A 22,489-nucleotide genomic window follows, 5' to 3' on the forward strand; every position below is an offset into this window, starting at 1 on the left:
ATCAACCTTCTTTCACATGAAAGTATTTTTTAAATCGAGGAATGTAATTTCTAAACATATACTTCATCAATAACCAGCGTTTGAGCGAACGATCTTTCTCATAAAAAACAGTCGTTCCATAACGATTTTCTTTAATCATTTTTTCTGCAACTTTTTTGTCTTCATTTGCTTTTGCATAAGTTAAAAAGACCTTGTTAGGTACACCCATCCATAATTTTGCTTGATCCGATTGGCTCGTCCCATAGGTAGTCCCTGTGAATGGAACTTCAAATACACGGTCTTCTGTCACAAATTTTGCTAAATTCAAGCCATTAAGAGTGACAAAGAAACTGCTTCTTCCCTGACGAAGGTTGATTTCAAAAAGTTTGTATTCACCATCTCTTGGATCGTATTTCATATCAAAATTCGCAAAACCAGTATAGGAAATATCTTCTAAAAATCGTTTAATCGTTTGATAGATCTTTTCATTATAATCTGGCATGATCACCACATAATTACCAATCGAAGCTGGTGTTGGATCTTCTAGTAATGGGTGACCTAAACACATCATTCTTACTTGATGGTTTTCATCGACATAAGCATTTAACACACGCATATTACTATCATCCCCAGGAATGAAATCTTGGACGATCATTTCACTTGTATAACCTGCTTCGTAAATACGACCTAAGATCAAGTCAAATTCTTCACGATTATCGATAATAAACGCTTTTTTTCGACCTTCAAATTGGACAGATAAGTATTCTACGCTGTTTGCCGGCTTTAATGCCACTGGAAAGTCAAATGGTAACTCTTGATTCAAATGCCCATCAACTAACATTTCTTTTCTAACAATCAACGTTTTGGGATAAGGTAACTGGTATTCCTCGCAAACTTCATAAAAACTAACCTTATTAATCAGACGTTTAAATAACGAATAATCGATGTAAGGACAAATAAAATACTTTGAGAGTTCTTCTTTATGCTGTGAAATCAGTTCTGCATAGCCATCTCCACATGCGATCAAGAGATACTTCTTCGTTTGATCTGAATATTTCTCTCTTGCTAAACGTAACATGGACTCAATAAAGACCGGATCTTTATCAAAGCCAGGAATTACGTCAACTTTGACGATTTTGCTATAGCGAGTTGGTGCCAACTGATTTGATGCATACGCCTGGCAAACTTTGCCATACGCTTCATGAAATGAGCGTGCCATTCCATAGACATTCATGTCGCTACCCAATAAAATAGGAATAAATTCTTCGTTTACATTACTGTTCATCATTATCTCTCACTTACTCATAATCTCTAGTTTTCTTTTTCAACTACACAAGGAATATCATACCATAAAGAAAAAAGCAATCAAAGGAATCTCCTCCGATTGCTCAATTCTTTTTTGAACGGATTGAACTTATAGGAAGTTTTTATCTATACCAATTAGTGTAGAAAGAACTACCATGTTTCGTATTTTAGTCTATACTGGTCAATAAAACAAGAATAGATACTTGATTTTAATTTTTTTTTAACTATCCAGTTGGTTTTCACCATTCATGATTTTTTTTAAGTATCGACCAGTATAACTCTCTTTCACCTCAATGATTTCTTCAGGTGTACCAGTGGCTAAAATCGTACCGCCACCTTCCCCGCCTTCTGGTCCAAGATCAATAATATGATCAGCGGTTTTAATAACATCAAGGTTATGCTCGATCACTAATACCGTATTCCCTGCATCTACTAAACGTTGCAAGACATCAAGTAGCCGGGCAATATCATCTGTATGCAAACCAGTCGTTGGTTCATCCAAAATATAAAAGTTCTTACCATTCGCTATTTTGTGTAATTCACTAGCGAGTTTCATCCGCTGTGCTTCCCCACCAGATAATGTTGTAGCTGGTTGCCCCATCGTAACGTAGCCTAGACCAACATCGACAATGGTTTGAAGTTTTCGATGAATCTTAGGGATTGGTTGGAAAAATTCAACGGCATCTTCAACCGTCATTTCTAAAATATCTGCAATACTTTTTCCTTTATAATGAACTTCTAGCGTTTCAGAATTATATCGCTTCCCATGACAAACTTCACAAGGAACGTAAACATCAGGTAGAAAGTGCATTTCAATCTTAATAATTCCATCGCCTCGGCAGGCTTCACAACGTCCACCTTTAACGTTGAAACTAAAACGACCTTTTTTATACCCACGCATTTTAGCTTCATTTGTTTGTGCAAATAAATCTCTGATATCATCAAATACACTAGTATATGTCGCAGGATTGCTTCGTGGTGTGCGCCCAATCGGACTTTGATCGATATCAATGATTTTTTCAATACTTTCATAACCGGAAATTGATTTGAATTTACCAGGTTTTGCTGAATTACGGTTGATTTTTTGTGCAAGAGCTCGTTTTAGGATACTATTGACCAATGTACTCTTACCTGAACCGGACACACCAGTCACCGCAACAAATTCACCTAAAGGAAATTCCACTGAAATATTTTTCAAATTATTTTCCGTTGCCCCAGTGATTTTGATGGCTTTTCCATTCCCTTTTCGGCGTTCAGTTGGAACTGGGATACTCTTTTTACCGGATAGATATTGTCCAGTCAAAGAGTCTTCATCAGCAGCCACTTCCGCAGGCGTGCCAGCTGAAACGATTTCTCCTCCTTGATGCCCGGCACCAGGGCCTACATCAATCAAATAATCTGCCGCACGCATCGTATCTTCATCATGCTCGACCACGACTAATGTATTCCCTAGATCACGCATTTTCTTCAATGAACCGATCAACCGATCGTTATCTCGTTGGTGGAGTCCGATAGAAGGCTCATCTAAAATATAAAGAACCCCTGAGAGATTCGAGCCAATTTGAGTGGCCAAACGGATCCGCTGTGCTTCTCCTCCTGAAAGAGTTCCTGATGCACGACTCAGCGTTAAATAATCGAGACCAACATTTTCTAAAAATGAAAGTCGATCATTCACTTCTTTTAAAATCGGTTTTGCTATTACTTTTTCTTGGTCTGAAAGGGTCAAATTTGAAAAGAAGTTGACCGCTTTTTGGATAGACAACTCGTTCGTTTGTCCAATATTCGTCCCATTGATTTGAACGGATAAAGCTTGAGGATTCAAACGATACCCATGACAAGTTTGACAAGTCAATTCAGTCATATATTGTCTCATTTGCTCTCTTGTGAAATCACTGTTTGTATCATGGTACCGACGCTTAATGTTTTTCAATACCCCTTCAAAAGTTGTTTCAACATCACGAACACCACCGAAATCATTCTCATAGTGGAAATGGAACAGCTCGTCTGTCCCATTGAGCACGATTTCTTGATGTTCAAGTGGCAACTCTTCAAAAGGCGTCTCCATATCAATCCCATAACTTTCACAGGCTTGAGCCAGCATCTGTGGATAGTATTGTGAACTGATTGGATTCCAAGGGACGATTGCTCCTTGACTCAACGTCTTCGTACGATCAGGTATCACTAAATCTTGGTCCACTTCTAATTTGACACCAAGACCATCACAATCAGGACAAGCACCAAATGGCGCATTGAAAGAAAACAGTCTTGGTTCCAATTCACCAACAGTAAAGCCACAATAAGGACAAGCGTAATGCTCGCTAAACAGCATTTCCTCTTCTCCGATGACATCAATCAAAACATAGCCTTCTGCTAAACGCAAGGCAGCTTCGATTGAATCAAACAAACGTGAACGGATTCCTTCTTTTATGATGACACGGTCTATGACAATTGCGATATCATGCTTTTTATTTTTTTCTAATTCTGGTACTTCACTTAAGTCATAGATTTCTCCATCCACTCGAACACGTACGTATCCTTCTTTTTGAATACGTTCAAAAACTTTTTTATGTTGGCCTTTTTTCTTGACAATGATCGGCGCAAGAACTTGAATTTTAGTTCGTTCAGGTAATTCTAAAACTTTATCAGCCATTTGATCAATAGATTGGCTGGTGATCTCAATGTGATCATTCGGACAGATAGGATGCCCCACACGTGCAAACAGCAATCGGAGATAATCATTGATTTCTGTGACAGTTCCTACTGTTGAACGAGGGTTTTTACTAGTTGTTTTTTGATCAATTGAAATTGCTGGACTTAGCCCATCAATACTATCAACATCCGGTTTATCCATTTGCCCTAAAAATTGGCGTGCATAAGCAGAAAGACTTTCGACATATCTTCTTTGTCCTTCTGCATATAATGTATCGAATGCTAACGAACTTTTCCCAGAACCAGATAATCCAGTGACCACCACAAATTTATCTCGCGGAATTGTCACATTGATGTTTTTTAAATTGTGGGCTCTTGCACCATGGATAATTATTTTATCATTTGCCATATAATCCCCCTACTCTGACGCCTTTAGTTCAAGAATCATATCCCGTACATTTGCGGCTGTCTCGAAATCTAATGCTTTAGCAGCATCTTTCATTTCTTTTTCTAATTTCATTAATAATGTAGCTTTTTCTTCTCTTGTCATTTCTTCATAGGATACTTGAACCGTTTCTTTTGCATCATCTTCGGATTCTTTCGTGATGGAAATCAAATCACGGATCTCTTTGATGATCGTTTTCGGCACGATACCATGCTCTTGATTATATTGTTCTTGGATACTACGTCGTCTAGCAGTTTCATCGATAGCCTTGCGCATCGAATCAGTCACTTTGTCCGCATACATAATCACTTTTCCTTCTGCATTCCGTGCTGCACGTCCAATCGTCTGTACTAAAGAACGTTCGCTCCGTAAAAAGCCTTCTTTATCTGCATCCAAAATCGCTACTAGCGAAACTTCCGGTACATCAAGTCCTTCACGTAACAAGTTGATTCCTACAAGTACATCGAATTCACCTAAACGAAGATCACGAATGATTTCGGTACGCTCTAATGTTTTGATATCACTATGCAGATATTTGACTTTGATTCCTAATTCTTTAAAATAATCAGTCAAATCTTCAGACATTTTCTTTGTCAATGTAGTTACAAACACGCGCTGATCTTTTTCAACTCGTTCATTGATTTCTCCTACCAGATCATCAATTTGCCCCATGATCGGCCGCACTTCGATGATTGGATCTAGTAACCCAGTTGGTCGGATGATCTGTTGAATCACTGTATCCGTTTGTTCATACTCATATGGACCAGGCGTAGCAGATACATAAACGATTTGATTCACGTGCTTTTCAAACTCTTCTAATCGTAACGGACGATTGTCTAATGCCGATGGTAAACGAAAACCATAATCGACTAACATCTGTTTTCTTGCGCGGTCACCATTGTACATTCCCCGAATTTGCGGCATTGTCACATGCGATTCATCAATAATCATTAATGAATCTTCGGGAAAGAAATCAAGTAACGTGTATGGTGGCTCGCCTTCTTTTCGTCCATCCATGTGTCGCGAATAATTTTCGATCCCAGATGTATAACCCATTTCTAACATCATTTCAATATCATAGTTCGTTCGTTGTTCTAGCCGTTGGGCCTCTAACAATTTATTCTCATTCCGCAAAACAGTCAAACGTTGTTCCAGTTCTGCTTTGATGTTTGCAACCGCATGTTCCATGTGTTCATCATTTGTAACAAAGTGAGTCGCTGGAAATATCGCCACATGCTCAGTTTCTCCCAAGACCTCACCAGTCAACGCATTGACTTCACGAATCCTTTCGACCTCATCACCAAAAAATTCAACACGCAACGCACGTTCATCCCGACTGGCTGGGAAAATCTCCACAACGTCCCCACGTACTCGAAAACGACCACGTTGAAAATCAATATCGTTGCGCTCAAATTGGATACTAACTAAATCACGAATCAATTGATTACGATCAAGCTCAGCTCCTTGTCTAATTGAAACGACTTGTTTTTGATACTCAAAAGGTGAACCCAAACCAAAGATGCAAGAAACAGAGGCAATCACGATCACATCATTTCGTTCTAATAATGAACTGGTTGCTGAATGGCGTAATTTATCAATTTCATCATTGACACTAGAATCCTTTTCAATGTAAGTATCACTTGAAGGGACATAAGCTTCAGGTTGATAATAATCGTAATAAGATACAAAATATTCAACTGCATTATTGGGGAAAAATTCTTTGAACTCCCCATATAATTGTCCAGCTAATGTTTTATTGTGGGCAATAATCAATGTTGGCTTATTCACTTTTTCAATCAAATTCGAAACGGTGTACGTCTTCCCTGTACCAGTTGCTCCTAAAAGTATCTGAGCTTTCTTTCCACCAACTACCCCATCAACTAACTGTGTAATGGCTTCGGGTTGATCTCCTGCTGGTTGATATTTTGACACCAACTCAAAGTGTCGGGAGGTATCTCTTTCTATCATATTTCATCCTCCTTTTCATTCTTTCCTCTTCATTTTACGACCACAAAAAAGAAAAGGAAAGCAAAGGCATTCCTTGTTGATTTATTATACCACACCGAACATACTTTCGCTACTTTTGAGTTTTTTCTTTTCTACTATATTATATAAATTCATACATGTATTAAGTAGTAAATTAGGCAGCAAAAATATATATCAATAATGTCCCTTAAGTAATTATTGATCTTACGTCAGATTCCTCTCTACATTTATTATGTTACATTTTATAACATAGATTGTTACAAAATGACATTTTTTTTATTTTTTTCAGCAACTCAGCTTGTATCTATTATTAGTTTTCGCATATAATAGGAAAATATGAAAAGTTATTGAAATTTTAGGAGGTTAATTATGAAAAAAAAGCATTTGCTTCATACGATTATTTTCATAATGACAGGGCTTGTCACATTTGCGCTTAGCAGTCCTGTACAAGCTGACGATAAAACTACTGCTGACTCAAGTACGAGCGAGACGATGCAAAAAATAGAACCTAAGAAAGAGACGTATGTCATTGCCAGCGATTCAGCTTTTGCACCTTTCGAGTTTCAAAACGCTGAAGGCAAATACGAGGGAATTGATGTTGGATTAATGGAGGCAATCTCCAAACTGCAAGGATTTAACCTACGTATGGATTATCGTGGTTTCTCTGCTGCGCTACAAGCGTTAGAATCTGGTCAAGCAGATGGAATGATCGCAGGAATGACTGTGACCGATGAACGAAAAAAAAGCTATGATTTCTCAGATCCTTATTTTGAAAGCGGGATTCAAATCGCTGTCAAAAAAGGAGACAATTCAATCAAGTCCTATGAAGACCTAAAAGGAAAAACAGTAGGTGCCAAAGTTGGAACTGAAAGTGCTGATTTCTTAAATGCCCACGAAGACCAGTACGGCTATACCATCAAGTACTTCGATTCTGCAGATCAGTTATATGACGGATTGAGAGTTGGCGCAATTGACGCCATGATGGACGACTACCCTGTTATCGGCTATGCAATTAAAAACAATCAACAATTAGAAACACCGATTGCTAAAGAATCTGGTGGTAAATACGCTTTTGCTGTGAAAAAAGGCCAAAATCCTGAACTATTACAAATGTTCAACGAAGGTCTAAAAGAATTAAAACGAACTGGCGAATACGATAAAATCATCAACAAATATATCTCAACAGATAATACGCCTACTAAAGCCAGCAAAGATGAATCTACACTAACTGGTCTATTACAAAACAACTACAAAGTTTTACTAAAAGGTTTATGGCAAACGATCTTATTAACTTTAATTTCATTCGCCTTGGCATTAGTTGTTGGTGTTATCTTTGGTTTATTCAGCGTAGCGCCAATCAGAGCTCTACGAACAATTGCAAGTATTTATGTCGATGTCATCCGCGGTATTCCAATGATGGTTCTTGCATTCTTCATCTTCTTTGGGTTACCAGGTATCGTCGGGTTTACTATTCCCGACTTCATTGCCGGGATTATCACACTAACTTTGAACGCCAGCGCTTATATCGCAGAAATCGTTCGTGGTGGGATCAAAGCTGTGCCAGTTGGTCAAATGGAAGCTTCTCGCAGTTTAGGACTTTCATATAATCGAACCATGCAAAAAATCATCTTACCACAAGCAATCAAGATCATGTTGCCATCTTTCGTGAACCAATTCGTTATTTCATTGAAAGATACAACAATCATCTCAGCGATCGGTGTGGTAGAGTTACTGCAAACTGGTAAAATTATCGTTGCACGTACGACACAAAGTACGTACGTCTATCTAATTATTGCTATCATGTATTTGATCCTCATTACTATTCTGACAAAATTAGCAAAAGTTTTAGAAAAGAAGGTGAAATAAGATGGCTGAAAAAATTCTAGTTGAACATCTTGTAAAAAAATACGGTGAAAATACCGTTTTAAATGATATCAATGTTTCAATCAACGAAGGTGACGTTGTTTGTATCATCGGTCCTTCCGGTTCAGGAAAAAGTACCTTCCTACGTTGCTTAAACCGTCTAGAAGAGCCTTCAGACGGCGAAATCATCATTGACGGGGCCCACTTAATGGACAAAAACACCGATATCAATTTGGTAAGACAACACATTGGAATGGTATTCCAACATTTTAATCTATTCCCACATCTTTCAGTGCTAGAAAACATTACATTAGCACCAATGGATTTGAAAAAAGAATCAAAAGAAGCCGCTGAAAAGAAAGCAATCAAATTGCTACAAACCGTCGGCCTTGAAGATAAAAAAGACATGTATCCAGAAATGCTTTCTGGTGGACAAAAGCAACGGGTCGCTATCGCTCGTGCTCTAGCAATGAATCCTGATATCATGCTCTTCGACGAACCAACTTCTGCACTAGACCCGGAAATGGTCGGAGATGTCTTGAACGTCATGAAAAAATTAGCTAAGCAAGGGATGACGATGGTTATCGTTACACACGAAATGGGCTTTGCTAAAGAAGTTGCCAATCGTGTCATGTTTATTGATGGAGGGAATTTCCTAGAAGATGGCACACCACAACAAATCTTTGAAAATCCACAAAATGAACGAACAAAAGATTTCCTAGATAAAGTACTAGATATTTAACCTTAAGATGATGAAATTGTTAAAGACCGTTGCAAAAGGATGCCTATCCCTTGCAACGGTCTTTATTTTAAAGGCATTTATAAAATTGACAAAAAAACACTTGATTCCTTTTTGTCCTCTTCTTTCGTCCCTGCTTTAATTATTTGTTTGCCACTTTCTCCTGTCTAAATAAAAAAAGCAAATCAATAAGAGGCTGGCGATTCTCCAGCAATTAGATGTTGGTCTAACTGCCAGAGACACTAACTGAATTTATTGATTTGCTTTTCTTTTATTTTCTTTTATTTTCTTTTCTTACCGCCAAAGGCATCTTTCACTTTATCAAAGAAGCCATCTTCTTGTTGTTCTTCTACTTTGATGCCACCAGCTTCAGCAAAAGCACGCAATGCTTCACGTTGCTGTTCATTTAAGTTCTTCGGCGTGATCAACTTCACTTTCACATGTTGATCCCCAGTAGCTCCTCCACGAAGTTTAGGCGCTCCTTTGCCACGTAAACGGAAATTCGTTCCTGTTTGCGTACCTGCCGGAATTTTAAGTTTGACATCTCCATGAACGGTTGGCACTTTTACTTCATCACCTAAAGCAGCTTGTACAAAACTCAATGGCAATTCGTAATAGATCTCTGAACCATCACGATCGAAAATATCACTTTCTTCCACACGGAATACAACATATAGATCACCAAATGGTCCGCCGTTTTCTCCAGCTTCACCTTGACCTGCCAGACGCATTTGTTGTCCTTCTTCTACACCTGCTGGTACATTCACCTTAACAGAATGTGCTTTCTTTTCATGACCAGAACCATGACAAGTTGGACAAGGATCTTTGATTTCTTTACCAGTACCATGACAAACGTCACAAGTTTGACGACTCATCACACGGCCAAGTGGCGTTTGACGTTCCACATTGATTGTCCCTGATCCATGACACTTATGACAAGTTGTTGGTTGCGTTCCAGGTTTCGCACCATTTCCATGGCAAGTATGACAAATTTCTTCTCGGTTATACTTGATTTCTTTTTCTACGCCAAAAATCGCTTCTTCAAAAGAAAGATCGATCGTATACTGTAAATCCGCACCCTGTCTTGGCGCATTAGGGTCTACCGTACGACCGCCACCGCCAAAGAACGAATCAAAGATATCTTCGAAACCACCAAAACCGCCACCCGAAAAGCCGCCAAAACCACCAAAGCCGCCACCGGCTCCACCAGCGCCATAGTTTGGATCGGTACCTGCGTGTCCATATTGATCATAAGCTGCCCGTTTTTGCGGGTCACTTAAAATTTCATAAGCTTCTGATACTTCTTTGAATTTTTCTTCTGCATCAGCTTCTTTATTGATATCTGGATGATATTTTTTTGATAGCTTTCGATAAGCTTTTTTAATTTCATCTTCAGAAGCTCCTTTCGAGAGCCCTAAGACTTCATAATAATCACGTTTTGTTGCCATAGGCTTTCCTCCTATTGGTTCTCATCATTTCCACGTCGCTTGTTATCATATCATACTTTTACGAAAACAAAAACTGCTACTTTCAAGTATTTAAAAAAGGAAGCTAGTTTAAGGCTCATACCTAAGTCAAGTTTTCCAAATTGAAGAAAGAATGTTCCTCAAATCTTATCTTATGACCAGATCGAACTACCTCAAAGCAACAGCTATTGTCCAAGAAATTCTCCCATTGTTCTTATGACTTCTGTTATTCAACAGGCATAATCATGCACATCAAATCTCCAAACAATAAGGTCTCTATTTTGCGCATCATTCTTGAAAGTGAACGCCTACTAACCTTTTAGACCACTCTAAATGTAGCACTATCGGAAAATAATCCGAAGAAACTCGAAAATATGAGAATCTATTTTCGCATTCTTCGGATTATTTCTTAGAGCTGATCTCTTTTGCTAAACCTTCTTTCAAGCATTAACACTAAAAACGAATGGTAAAGTAAATTGTTGTATAAACTTCGATTCACTCATCTTTTAGATCCTGCTTAATATTGTTTAACAACGTATTCAAAAGGTTGTATTGTATGATAACAGTACCAGCTAGAGAAGGGGAAAACCTTCTCTACTGAAACTTGTCATTTCTACTAAACAGCTAACGATTATTTAATGAGATTATTTTTTGTCGTCTCCGTCGACTTCTTCAAAGTCAGCGTCTACTACATCATCTGCACCTGTTTGCGCTGCTTCTGGATTTTCTTGTGCTTGTTGTTGCGCAGCTTGTTCATACAATTTAACTGTCAAATTTTGCACAATTTCATTCAATGCATCACGTTTTGTTTTCATTTCTTCGATATTGTTTGCTTCAACAGCAGCTTTCAATTCATCGCGAGCTTCTTCCGCTTTTTTCACTTCTTCTGCGTCAACTTTACCTTCTAATTCTTTTAGTGTTTTGTCAACTGAGAATAGTAAAGCATCAATATCGTTACGTAAATCCACTTCTTCTTTACGTGCTTTATCTGCTTCTGCATTCGCTTCTGCATCTTTTACCATGCGTTCGATTTCATCATCAGTTAGACCTGAAGAAGATTTAATCGTGATTTTTTGTTCTTTTTGTGTACCTAGGTCTTTAGCAGAAACATTCACGATACCATTTTTATCAATGTCAAAAGTAACTTCGATTTGTGGCACACCACGTGGTGCTGCAGGAATATCTGTTAATTGGAATCTTCCTAACGTTTTGTTGTCAGCAGCCATCGGACGTTCACCTTGCAAGACATGGATATCTACAGCAGGTTGATTATCTGCAGCCGTTGAGAACACTTGTGATTTACTTGTAGGGATCGTTGTGTTTCGATCAATTAATTTAGTAAAGACGCCACCCATTGTTTCAATACCTAGTGATAACGGAGTAACATCAAGTAACACAACGTCTTTGACATCACCTGTGATAACCCCACCTTGGATAGCAGCACCCATCGCTACTACTTCATCTGGGTTTACAGATTTGTTTGGTTCTTTTCCAGTTTCTTTTCTTACTGCTTCAACAACTGCAGGAATACGTGTTGAACCACCAACTAAGATAACTTCATCAATTTCAGATTGTGATAAACCAGCATCTTTCAAGGCTTGTCGTACTGGAATTTTTGTACGCTCTACTAAATCAGCGGTTAATTCATCAAATTTCGCACGAGTCAATGTCATTTCTAAGTGAAGAGGACCTGCTTCGCCAGCTGTGATGAACGGTAAGCTGATTTGTGTGCTTGATACTCCAGATAAATCTTTTTTCGCTTTTTCTGCAGCATCTTTCAAACGTTGCAATGCCATTTTATCTTGTGATAAATCAATGCCGTTTTCTTTTTTGAACTCAGCTACCATGTGATCAATGATTTTGTTATCGAAGTCATCCCCACCTAGATGGTTATCTCCAGCTGTTGATAGTACGTCAAATACGCCATCACCTAATTCAAGGATAGATACGTCGAACGTACCACCACCAAGGTCAAATACTAGGATTTTTTCATCACGGTCTGTTTTATCTAAACCATAAGCAAGCGCTGCAGCAGTTGGTTCATTTACAATACGTTCAACTTCTAAACCAGCAATTTTACCAGCATCTTTTGTTGCTTGACGTTGTGCATCGTTGAAGTAAGCTGGCACAGTAATAACTGCTTTTTCAACTTTTTCACCTAGATAGTCTTCAGCGAATCCTTTGATATATTGAAGGATCATTGCAGAGATTTCTTGTGGTGTATATGATTTTCCTTCTACTTCTACTTTATAGCCTGGTTCACCGATATGGCGTTTGATAGATGAAATCGTATTTGGATTAGTAACTGCTTGACGTTTCGCAACTTCACCCACTTGAATTTCACCATTTTTAAATGAGACAACAGAAGGAGTTGTACGGTTACCTTCTGGATTTGCAATAATTTTTGCTTCGTTTCCTTCTAAAACAGCTACTGCTGAATTGGTTGTACCTAAGTCAATACCGATAATTTTACTCATAATTAACGTCTCCTTATCTTAGTTAATTTTATATCATGACATTATTGCGCAACAATAACCATTGTTGGTCTCAATACGCGGTCATGTAATTTGTAGCCTTCTTGTAGTACTTCGACAATTGTGTCAGCTGGAAGTTCCTCAGTCGCTGGCACGGTTTGTACAGCTTGATGGAGGTTCGGATCAAAAGCCTCTCCTTTTGCCGGGATTTTTTCGATCCCTTCTTCTTTAAGTGCTTGTTTCAAGCTTTCCAGCACCATTTCGACACCTTTTTTCAAACTTGCGCCCTGATCATCGGCCACATCTGTAGCCAAAGCACGCTCTAAGTTATCAATCGAAGGTAATAATTTTTTGGCAAGATCTTGTGAACGATATTTTTGTAGTTGTTCACGCTCATTTTTACTTCGATTTGCAATATTTGCAATCTCAGCTCGAGCACGTAAATATTTATCTTCCAACTCTTCCATTTCAGCCTTTAAATTTAAACGCTCAAATTCTTCAGCTTCTACGTCAGAGACACCTGAGTCTTCCGTCGCTTCCGTATCGATTTCCGTATCTTCTTGAATATCCGCTACGTCTTTTTCTAACTCTTCTTTTTTTTCTTTCACAAGACACACTCCTTTTCGTTAATCAGTCAGTGATTCGTTTTCATGCTAAGATCCAGTCAAATCAATTGATCGATAATAATCAGCAAGCTTGTTCGCTAATTCTTGACGATAGACATCTACCAGACCCAGCATTTTTGAATAAGGCATACTGGTTGGTCCCAACAAGGCTATTGTACCTCGACCGTGTCCAGCAATCTCGTAACTTGCTTGGATCATGCTCATATTTTGTAAAAGCTCATTTCCTAATTCAGATCCAATTTTGATGTGGATGTTACTATCCGTTGGGACGATCATTTGGGTTAATTCATAAGTATCTGTCATAAACGAAAACATCGATTTGAATTGCTCCAGATCTTGGTGGAGTTCATAATCTAGTAGATTCATTTGTCCACTTACATAAACTTTGTCTTCAAACGCATGTCCGAGTATCGTATCAAAAAGATTTGATATCCCTTCAGTTGTCTGAAAATATCTATGCAAAATCATTGGAATCTCTGTCCGCAATTTATGATAGACAGTCATCAATGGATCTCCCACCAATCGTTCATTGACAATGCGAACAATTTTTTCTAAATCTTGGCTTCCTAGATTTTCAGGAAGTGTAAAAACTTGGCTTTCTACATTTCCTTTATCGGTTACTACAATCGCAATCACTTGACGACTATTTAAAGGAACAATACGAAAACCAGTCAAACGGCGGTCTTTAATTTCTGGGCCTAACGAGAAGGTTGTGTAACTAGTCAGCTCGGATAAAATCTCAGCAGATTGTTGAATAATCTCGTTAATTTCATGAAATTCTTTGCTTAAAGACAGCCGAATCTGCTGCAGATCATCATTGGTTACACGAGCAGGTTTTAGCAAATGATCCACATAATGCCGATAACCTAATGCTGAAGGAATCCTTCCTGATGAAGAATGAGTTTTAAGTAACAACCCAGCGTCTTCTAAGGCTTTCATGTCATTACGGATCGTTGCTGAGCTCGCCTTGACTCCATCTTCCATTAAGGTTTTGGAGCCGACGGGTATACCGCTACTCGTATAGTTTTGGATGATCAGACGTAAAATCTCACTTTGTCTTTGTGTTAACATCTTCTTCACCTCTCATTAGCACTCATATCTTCTAAGTGCTAACCCACTTACTAATATAGCAAGAAGCGCATAGTGTGTCAAGAAAAAGAACACCACTTTTAGCACTCTCATTTAACGAGTGCTAAAAGCGGCATTCTCTGATAAATACATTGATAGATCAACACTAAAGATAAATAGGTTTCTTAATACCTTCCATTATTTAATCGATCTATAAAGAAATTTAAAGGTTTTATTGACCTCTCACAACTATTTTTCAAGCAAGAAACGTTCAAATACTTCATTTCCTAGAAAAGTTCCTTTTGGCGTTAAATAAATTCGATCGGATTCATTGACCAATAATCCTTCTTTTTCTAAATCTGTCAAAACCTTTGAATAAAGCGATTCGATTGTTTGCTGATAACGTTCGTAAAAATGTTGTTTGGAAATTCCTATCTTTTTCCTTAACCCAAGAAACATTTCTTCCTCGATTTGATTTTCTCTTAAAAGTACTTCAGTTTCCAAAACAGGGAGTTCTCCTGCTCTTAATGGACGTAAATAATGTTGAATCGGTCCCTTATTACGGTATCGTTTATTCCCAAGATATCCACTTGCACCTGCGCCAAAGCCGAAATAATGATCATTGTTCCAATACATCAAATTGTGTTTTGATTCATGCCCCTTCAACCCAAAATTACTGATCTCGTATTGGTGACGTCCCTTTTTTTCCATCGCTTGTATGGTTTCTTCAAACATTCGCGTTTCGGTTTCTTGATCAGGCAGTTCTAAACGCCCTTGCCGCACCCAATTCATAAACATCGTTTTATTTTCTAAAATCAATGAATACAATGAATAATGGGGCAAATCAAGTGCAAGTGCTTGATTCAATGTCTCTCGATAGCCCTCTAACGTTTGTCCAGGTAACGCATAAATCAGATCAATACTCACATTCGTAAAGTTTTCTTCTTCTAAAAAACGCATTGTTTGGTAAACATCCTCTGCGGTATGTTTCCGCCCAATTTTTTTCAGCAACCGATTATCAAAAGTTTGCACCCCCATTGATAAACGATTCACTCCATAATTTTTCATGACCTGAAGCTTTTCTTTCGTTAGATCTCCAGGATTCGCTTCAACCGTAAATTCTTTTCCTTCTTTAAAAGGCAATATTTCCCTAGCGCCTGCTAACAAACGATCCAATTGCACTGCAGTCAAAGACGTAGGTGTCCCACCACCAACATACAGTGTTTCTAATTCTTTTACAGGATGTTGTTCAAGTGTGATTTCCATTTCTTTTAGAAGCATCTCGACATATTCATCTACGGGTTGACCTTCTAAAAATACTTTATTAAAGTCACAGTAATAACAGATATGCTCACAAAACGGGATATGGATATACGCAGAAACCTTTTGTTCTGCGGGATTGGTTGTTTCATTCATTAAACTAAATTCTCCTTACGTCGAAAAGTCGTACCTGTTTTCGACCACTCTTATAAAAGCATACTAACTGTATTTTCAAAACAAATCCACTAAAAAATCCAAGAATCGACTTCTTGGACTAGTTTTTCTTTGGTTGTATTGGTTACTTGGTTATAAATTTCTAAAGTTGTTTTCATGTTGGAGTGACCCACTCGCTCCATGATTGCTTTGATCGGAACGCCTGCTTCTGCCAAGAGAGAAATATGTGTGTAGCGAAAAGTATGCGTAGTCACATGTTTATTAAATTCAGGATATTTTTCTTTCAAAATATCTTTGACACATTTTACTGGTTTTTTATTGTTTCCACGCCCATTCATAAACTCATTAAACGAATGATACACAACTGGCGTACCATTTTGAGTTTGAAAAATTGTATTAGAAGAAATAAATTTCTTTGACACTGGAACTTTTCTCCGATAAGTCGTATGGTCTATTCGCTTATGTATCTGATAAAATTCTCCCTTAGCTCGCTGTTCCATTTCCCTTTGCCGTCGCTGATTGTACTTGATCCGATTTTGAATGATCTCAATCGAACGCTTGTCTAGGGCAAGCTTTCGCATCGAGCTAATGGTTTTTGATGGGTTGCGTACATACGCTTTTACGGAGCGCCCAGCTGATACTACGCCTTCATTGATCACCATGATTTTTTTCGTCACATCCACCTTCTCAGTCGTTAAGGCACTGACTTCCCCAATACGCAAGCCGTTACGAATCATAAATTCTACCATATCTAAATACAATCCCCCCATTTTATTGATCTCTTGGTTGGTTTCGTATTTCTCTTTGATTGCCTGTAGTAACCAACTGATTTCTATTTTATCTAAAAACTTTTTCTTCCTACGCTGAATCCCACGAATTTTTCGATCATTGGGAATTTTTAAGACAATCTTATTTAAATCGAATAATACCAGGTCATGCCGATAGCCATAGGCTAAAATTTGTTTTAGTAATGACCGAATCTTTTCTAATGTTGCTTTTTCTAAAAGAGTATTGGTCTGTTTCGAGCGAATGGATAAGATATCTGCCCACCTGCCTTCAACCAACAAAGGTGAAAGTTTCTGAAGTCGCAGATTATCTGGAAAATACGGCTGGAGATAGCGAGTAAGAATTTCTTTTTGATAATGGACAGTTGTTTGGCGTACGGTTGGTGACCAAGCCTTCAACCAAAGTGCCGACAACTCGCCGAAAGTTTCACAAAAATCTCCCTCAGAATAATCAGAACCATTCTTGAACTCTTTTTCAATCTTTTCTTTCAAATAGCGTAACGCTTGTTTTTCGTTTTTGAAACCTTTTACTTTCCAATTGACACTTTTCTTTCTTGTCTTTTCCTGGATTGGATCGTAATAAACCTGGAACGTACGTATATAATTCTTTTTATCTATTATTGTATATGAACTACGAAAATATCCCTTATAATTTGAAACCTTCAGAATGTCCACCTTTCCAAATAAAAAAGCACACTCGCAAAGGAACAAACCCCTCCGCTCATGCGCCCACTATTTTAAATTTAATAAATTTTTCTAAATTGATTCTAACTAACCATTATGCGGAGCAGTGATATACACTGATAAAACCCTAGATTATGTCGCATCCTTCAACCAAATGTTTGGTTAATCCTCTGCCATAATTAACTAAGTCATCTTCCTTTAGTCTCTGGATTGCATTTTTACAGATTTTATTCACTCTATCTTCGCTACTCAATAAATCACTCATATCATTAATTCCATAATAAATCTTGAACTATTTTAGAAAAAATAAAATCATTATACTTTATTTGTTCTGCTCTCTTTAATTTTTCTACTTCACCTTTACTAAATAAATTTGGATAATCATTCTCTAAACTTTTAGAATATAATTTTGTATATAGCAATTCTCTCGCTATTATAAATTGAATATAGTCAAAATAAGGTTCATATCTCTCTATTATTCTAAATACATCAATTGTATTTTTAGCTTTTATAAATGTTTTTTCCTCAAAATAATCTTTTCTTTTTAGAACACTTAACTCAAAATTTTTGCTTCTACCTGTAATATTTGAATAATGATCATTTTGAGGTGAATATATATTAGAGAACGTTATATAAGAATATATATTTTCATATAAGGGATTCATAAATTGCTCATTATTTAATTCAATAGAATGCTTTATAGAAACATTACATGTTTTACAAGAAGGAACTAAATTAAATAATGAAATTGCTAATAATGGTTTTTTTTCTTTTGCAATAAAATGATCTAATTGGGGTCTAATAGTTATTCTTGGTAAAGATAAATTCCCAATTTTTTTCGTATCTGCATTTTTAGATTCTAATTGTGTATAAATAAATTCAGAATTACAATATGGACAAACATGTAACCCACATTTTTGTACATATTCATAAGAATTCCATTTATATTTCCCAAACTTCTCAGATACATATTCTGAAGAATCATCTTTATCACTAAACAATAGATAAGTATTTAAAAATAATGCACTAATAACGTCTTTAAACTGACCAGTTTCGTTTTCTCTGTTCTTCTTTCTGATATATCCTTTCGGTGTCAAAAAAGTGTAGCTACCTTTAACATTCTCAATTAAACTATTAATTTCATCTGCTAATTTTATATCGACAGGACAGGAACAAATCAAATCTTTAAAATTTTCTTCAGAAAAAACATCAGTTATTTTCTGTTTCATTTCATAATCTTCTATTTGTAAAATAGTTTTATGAATATTGGGTAAAAGATATTTTTTGCAAAAATTATAGTGTTTATCTTTGATTTCACTCTCATTCTTCATTTTTTTCAAGTCTTTCTTGTAAGTAATCTATTTGTTTCTGAAGTTCATTTAATTTAGATTCTAAACTTATTACATCATTCATTTTTTCCATATATAAATCATGTACCTTTTTCCTTACTAATGGTTCACCTATCATATTAATAATTTTTTTATTATCTAAAATTTTATCAGGTTGAGTATCGTTTTCTAACAGCGAGTCAATAACTCCATTTATTTTATTTTTAGCAAATGCTCCTGTTAGTCCAGAGTTAATAAAAAATTTATGAGTTAACAAATCTTGAATATTACTTCCAAATGATAACTTCAAATCATGGGTGTCTGTATAACAGTCTTTGCCTAATAACAATATATTATTATTAGGCAAATCCGATAGTATAAATGGAGAATGAGTAGACACTATAATTTGAAACCTATTGATTTTAAAAACTTCTTCCAAGATATTAGTCAATATATTTACCCACTGTTGTTGCCACTCAGGGTGAAAAGACATATCTCCTTCATCAATTACCAATACTATAAACTTATTAAATTCAAATTTAACTTCATATAGCCTACTAAAAATACTCAAAAAAGCATTCTCTCCACTGCTCAAATTTCTCCAAGTATACACGATTTCATCTTCCCATATAGTTCCGTTCTTCTCTTTAAATTTAGTTAGATTGTGGATAGATTCTATATCGATAACTCCATTCATATTTCCACTATAATCGGGTTCTATATTGATATCTTTAAAAACAGTACAATATTCATCTAATAGTTTCTTCCACTTATTTAATGCTTCGATGAATGCGTTTACTGTTTTCATGTTTATTTTGTATGATTTATTTTTATAAAAGTAATTAAAAAAAGTATTTTCCTCAGGATCTTCTTCACTATCTTTAATAAAGGAGTTATATGCCTCTTCATCATGTTTATCTTTAAAATCCCATTTTTTTTCACCAATTTGAATACTACTTTCTTTTTTCTTTAAGCCAATTATATCAGGAAGTGTCTTTTCAATATAAACAATTAAATCTTCAAAATTATATTTATTAATAGTTAATAACTCCTCAACTTCAGAGTAATTAATATGCTGGTTAGTATATAGTAACTCTTTATACTTTTCACTAACAGCCCAAGATGTATTAATTATAATTTGTTTCAGAAATGAACTATTATATCTCTCCATTGCTAAAGTAGCTAAATGCTTAATAAAATTAGATTTTTGTTTAAACAATCCGAAAAAATTGTCTTCTAAAGAGTAATTAAGTTCTGAAGGTAAATTAATATAATCTTCAATTTTAATATCGTTTTTGTAATTAGCTACAAAGTTTATATTCCTTGTCATCTCATCTGAAAAAAAAGTTTGTAAACTTTCAGATTGATTAATCAAATTTGTTTTTGATAAATTTATAGTCTTTTGATCAAGTTTATAAATCGGATTATCATCTACCATATTAGTTAACAACACTGTAGAAACTTTATTAAAAAAGATATTAACATCAATCTTTTTAATATTTTTTCCATTTATTTTTATTTTTTGTGTTGTCGATATATAACAGTAATTAATAATTCCATTATTATTTTGTTCGAATACAATTATATAATTACCTTTAAATTCCCCCTCTAAAATACGAATGATATTCTTAAGTAGCGAAGTTTTTCCTGAAGCATTTTTACCAACTATAGAGTATATAAAATCTATATTATTTGAAAAAAAATCTTGAACAAATTCCTCATTTGGCGTAGTCTCATAGAATCCTTCATCAATTTTAGTAATATTCTCTCTAGTCGGAAAATCAATTATTATATTTTGATTCTGTTCTTCAAACTCTAAATAACTAATTATCATATAAATTGATCTCCTTATTGTGTGCACTTTAACATAGAATTCAAAAAATTTTTATAACTAATATTCTACACATAAAGGAAATATTTTTAAATATCTATTTTAGTTATAATAAAATTTGTTTTTTTAAAACAATTACATATTTAATTAATAATTTTTTTGTAACATTAATCAATTAACTTACTTATTATGAAAAATTTTCTAATATTCCTGCTTTAACGTATTATAGGTCATTTCCGCTATTTTCCCCTCTTTGACTTTTGCTAGTAATAAAATACGAATGGGTGAACCGTTCTGAATACAATCTAATAATACTGCATACTCCTCTTGATCATTTTGGTAGATCGCCGTGACTTTACCTTCACTGCCTAGAGCATTTCCTGTTTTGATATCAATGCCGTTCATTTTGATACATTCTTCCGTCATTAGATCTTTTAATTGCTCGTTCCGATGGTTAAGATTTTTAAAATTGGCATAAGCTTCACCGTATTTTTCAAGTAACTGCGTATGGTCTTCTTTTTCCTTTGATTCTGTTGTTAGTTCCTTTTCTTTTTGTTCCTTATAGGTTGATCTATTCGTATTTTTTGTTTCTTTCGTTGAATTTGTGGTACTTGATTCAACAGCTTCCATTACTTGCACTTCTTCTGTTGTTATGGTTGTTTCCTGATTTTTTTCTAGTTGCACACAGCCACTTAGTACCAATAAAATCATTGATACATATAGGATCCAACAATTTTTATATTTCATTTTTTTCACCTACTTTTTGTTTCTCCTTTTATTTTTTTCTAACGACACTGGCAATTCGAGTAAATTCTTTGCCCCACGTTCTTGAATAATGAGCACAAATTTGCCCTTGCTCAGCATTTTGTTCATAGGTGGTAAACGATTTTTCACTTTCCACACTTGCAATTATGCCCGTATGTCCATAAACTCCTGGTGAAAGTGCTTGTCCTGCGTACCAGTTGATCACGTCTCCTGCTTTAATCTCGCTTGGCTTAGGATCGAACACGACTTCCCAACCATATTTTTCCCAGTTGTAATCACGACCTATTGATTCCGCATACATAAATCCTGACCCCATCATGACTGGTCCACCTAATTTTTGAACATAATAGGCGGTTAACCCGTAACATTGTCCACCATTGATTGTTTGCCCCATGACCGCTTCTAAAAGATCAATTTTACCGCCCCCAACATTCGTAGATCCATTGCCGAGAGAACCTTCAAAAAGTCTTTTGTACCATTGATTGGCACTTATTTTTCGTTTGGTTTGTTCTAAAAGATCATCTTTGGTTCCAGCACGTTCCCAATATTTTAAAATATCGACAGCTAAACCATCGATACTTGTTCCGTTTGCCATATTTTTTAATAACTCACTATCGGAGCTATCATGATTCCAGGCATAATTTAACTGCAGTTCAATACTTTGCCATTCCTTGTTTTCTTTTTTCGCCAGATTTAATAAGTTCACTCTTCTACCTGAATCCCACTGTGCCAATCCTATACCATAACCTCCAATTTTCGGATTATATGCCCAAAGATCATTGAAAGGTAAATCACTTTGGATACGAGAAGGGATCAATCCACTTTCATGTTCCATATTACCGATCCAAGCTACCGCAAATTCTTTCGTTCCACCTTGTTCCAGGACAAATTGGGCAACAGCCAATGCCACTTGTTCTTGCGGTGTCGTTGGTTCAAACTCAGAAGTATCACCGTTTTGATTAGTGGAAAAGATAACGAGAAACAGTAGAAAAGGAACTAGAAATAGAAAAAGCATAGCCATAAGTAAATACGCAATTTTTTTCATTTCTTTCCTCTTTTCTA

General features: G+C 36.1%; 15 protein-coding genes. 2 read left to right on the plus strand and 13 right to left on the minus strand.

What is annotated here, in order from left to right; translation table 11 throughout:
• Position 1: 1 nt before the first annotated feature.
• From AB5M32_RS03715 to uvrB, 3 genes are all read right to left on the minus strand, one after another.
• Entirely contained in the window at positions 2–1,267 is a 1,266-nt protein-coding gene (locus AB5M32_RS03715) for a D-aspartate ligase (RefSeq protein ID WP_010718947.1), read from the minus strand.
• Between the two features lie 237 nt (positions 1,268–1,504).
• Positions 1,505–4,342 (minus strand): excinuclease ABC subunit UvrA, encoded by a 2,838-nt coding sequence (gene uvrA / locus AB5M32_RS03720; protein WP_081127457.1) that lies wholly within the window; start codon positions 4,340–4,342, stop codon positions 1,505–1,507.
• A 9-nt stretch (positions 4,343–4,351) separates the two neighbouring features.
• The gene (gene uvrB / locus AB5M32_RS03725; protein WP_034698271.1) at positions 4,352–6,346 is read right to left on the minus strand and encodes an excinuclease ABC subunit UvrB; all 1,995 of its coding nucleotides are present in this window, start codon (positions 6,344–6,346) and stop codon (positions 4,352–4,354) included.
• Between the two features lie 387 nt (positions 6,347–6,733).
• Between uvrB and AB5M32_RS03730 the strand changes: the two genes are divergently transcribed.
• On the plus strand, positions 6,734–8,230 hold the full coding sequence (locus tag AB5M32_RS03730) for an amino acid ABC transporter substrate-binding protein/permease (protein WP_096709020.1): 1,497 nt from the start codon (positions 6,734–6,736) through the stop codon (positions 8,228–8,230).
• Position 8,231: 1 nt separating this feature from the next.
• A complete protein-coding gene (locus AB5M32_RS03735) occupies positions 8,232–8,969 on the plus strand; it encodes an amino acid ABC transporter ATP-binding protein (protein ID WP_010718943.1) in 738 nt (245 codons plus the stop codon).
• A 278-nt stretch (positions 8,970–9,247) separates the two neighbouring features.
• Here the strand turns inward: AB5M32_RS03735 and dnaJ are convergent, their stop codons facing one another.
• From dnaJ to AB5M32_RS03785, 10 genes are all read right to left on the minus strand, one after another.
• The gene (dnaJ, locus tag AB5M32_RS03740) at positions 9,248–10,414 is read right to left on the minus strand and encodes a molecular chaperone DnaJ (RefSeq protein ID WP_010718942.1); all 1,167 of its coding nucleotides are present in this window, start codon (positions 10,412–10,414) and stop codon (positions 9,248–9,250) included.
• A gap of 662 nt (positions 10,415–11,076) precedes the next feature.
• A complete protein-coding gene (gene dnaK, locus AB5M32_RS03745; RefSeq protein WP_010718941.1) occupies positions 11,077–12,909 on the minus strand; it encodes a molecular chaperone DnaK in 1,833 nt (610 codons plus the stop codon).
• Between the two features lie 41 nt (positions 12,910–12,950).
• On the minus strand, positions 12,951–13,514 hold the full coding sequence (gene grpE, locus AB5M32_RS03750) for a nucleotide exchange factor GrpE (RefSeq protein ID WP_010718940.1): 564 nt from the start codon (positions 13,512–13,514) through the stop codon (positions 12,951–12,953).
• Between the two features lie 45 nt (positions 13,515–13,559).
• Positions 13,560–14,603 (minus strand): heat-inducible transcriptional repressor HrcA, encoded by a 1,044-nt coding sequence (hrcA, locus tag AB5M32_RS03755; protein WP_368024324.1) that lies wholly within the window; start codon positions 14,601–14,603, stop codon positions 13,560–13,562.
• A gap of 246 nt (positions 14,604–14,849) precedes the next feature.
• Positions 14,850–16,016 (minus strand): radical SAM family heme chaperone HemW, encoded by a 1,167-nt coding sequence (gene hemW / locus AB5M32_RS03760; RefSeq protein WP_034698273.1) that lies wholly within the window; start codon positions 16,014–16,016, stop codon positions 14,850–14,852.
• Between the two features lie 89 nt (positions 16,017–16,105).
• Positions 16,106–17,311 carry a tyrosine-type recombinase/integrase gene (locus tag AB5M32_RS03765; protein WP_368024326.1) on the minus strand — a complete coding sequence of 402 codons (1,206 nt, stop codon included), beginning with the start codon at positions 17,309–17,311 and terminating at the stop codon, positions 16,106–16,108.
• A 461-nt stretch (positions 17,312–17,772) separates the two neighbouring features.
• On the minus strand, positions 17,773–18,834 hold the full coding sequence (locus AB5M32_RS03770; protein WP_368024327.1) for a hypothetical protein: 1,062 nt from the start codon (positions 18,832–18,834) through the stop codon (positions 17,773–17,775).
• A complete protein-coding gene (locus AB5M32_RS03775) occupies positions 18,824–20,665 on the minus strand; it encodes an AAA family ATPase (protein WP_368024328.1) in 1,842 nt (613 codons plus the stop codon). Before AB5M32_RS03775 ends, AB5M32_RS03770 begins: the two co-directional genes overlap by 11 nt.
• Positions 20,666–20,863: 198 nt before the next feature.
• Positions 20,864–21,409 carry an EF0163 family protein gene (locus tag AB5M32_RS03780; protein WP_368024329.1) on the minus strand — a complete coding sequence of 182 codons (546 nt, stop codon included), beginning with the start codon at positions 21,407–21,409 and terminating at the stop codon, positions 20,864–20,866.
• A 28-nt stretch (positions 21,410–21,437) separates the two neighbouring features.
• Positions 21,438–22,472, minus strand: coding sequence for a phage tail tip lysozyme (locus AB5M32_RS03785; protein ID WP_368024330.1), 1,035 nt, complete (start codon positions 22,470–22,472; stop codon positions 21,438–21,440).
• Positions 22,473–22,489: the final 17 nt, after the last annotated feature.

Source organism: Enterococcus sp. C57 (assembly GCF_040887305.1).
Taxonomy (GTDB): Bacteria; Bacillota; Bacilli; order Lactobacillales; family Enterococcaceae; genus Enterococcus_B; species Enterococcus_B hirae.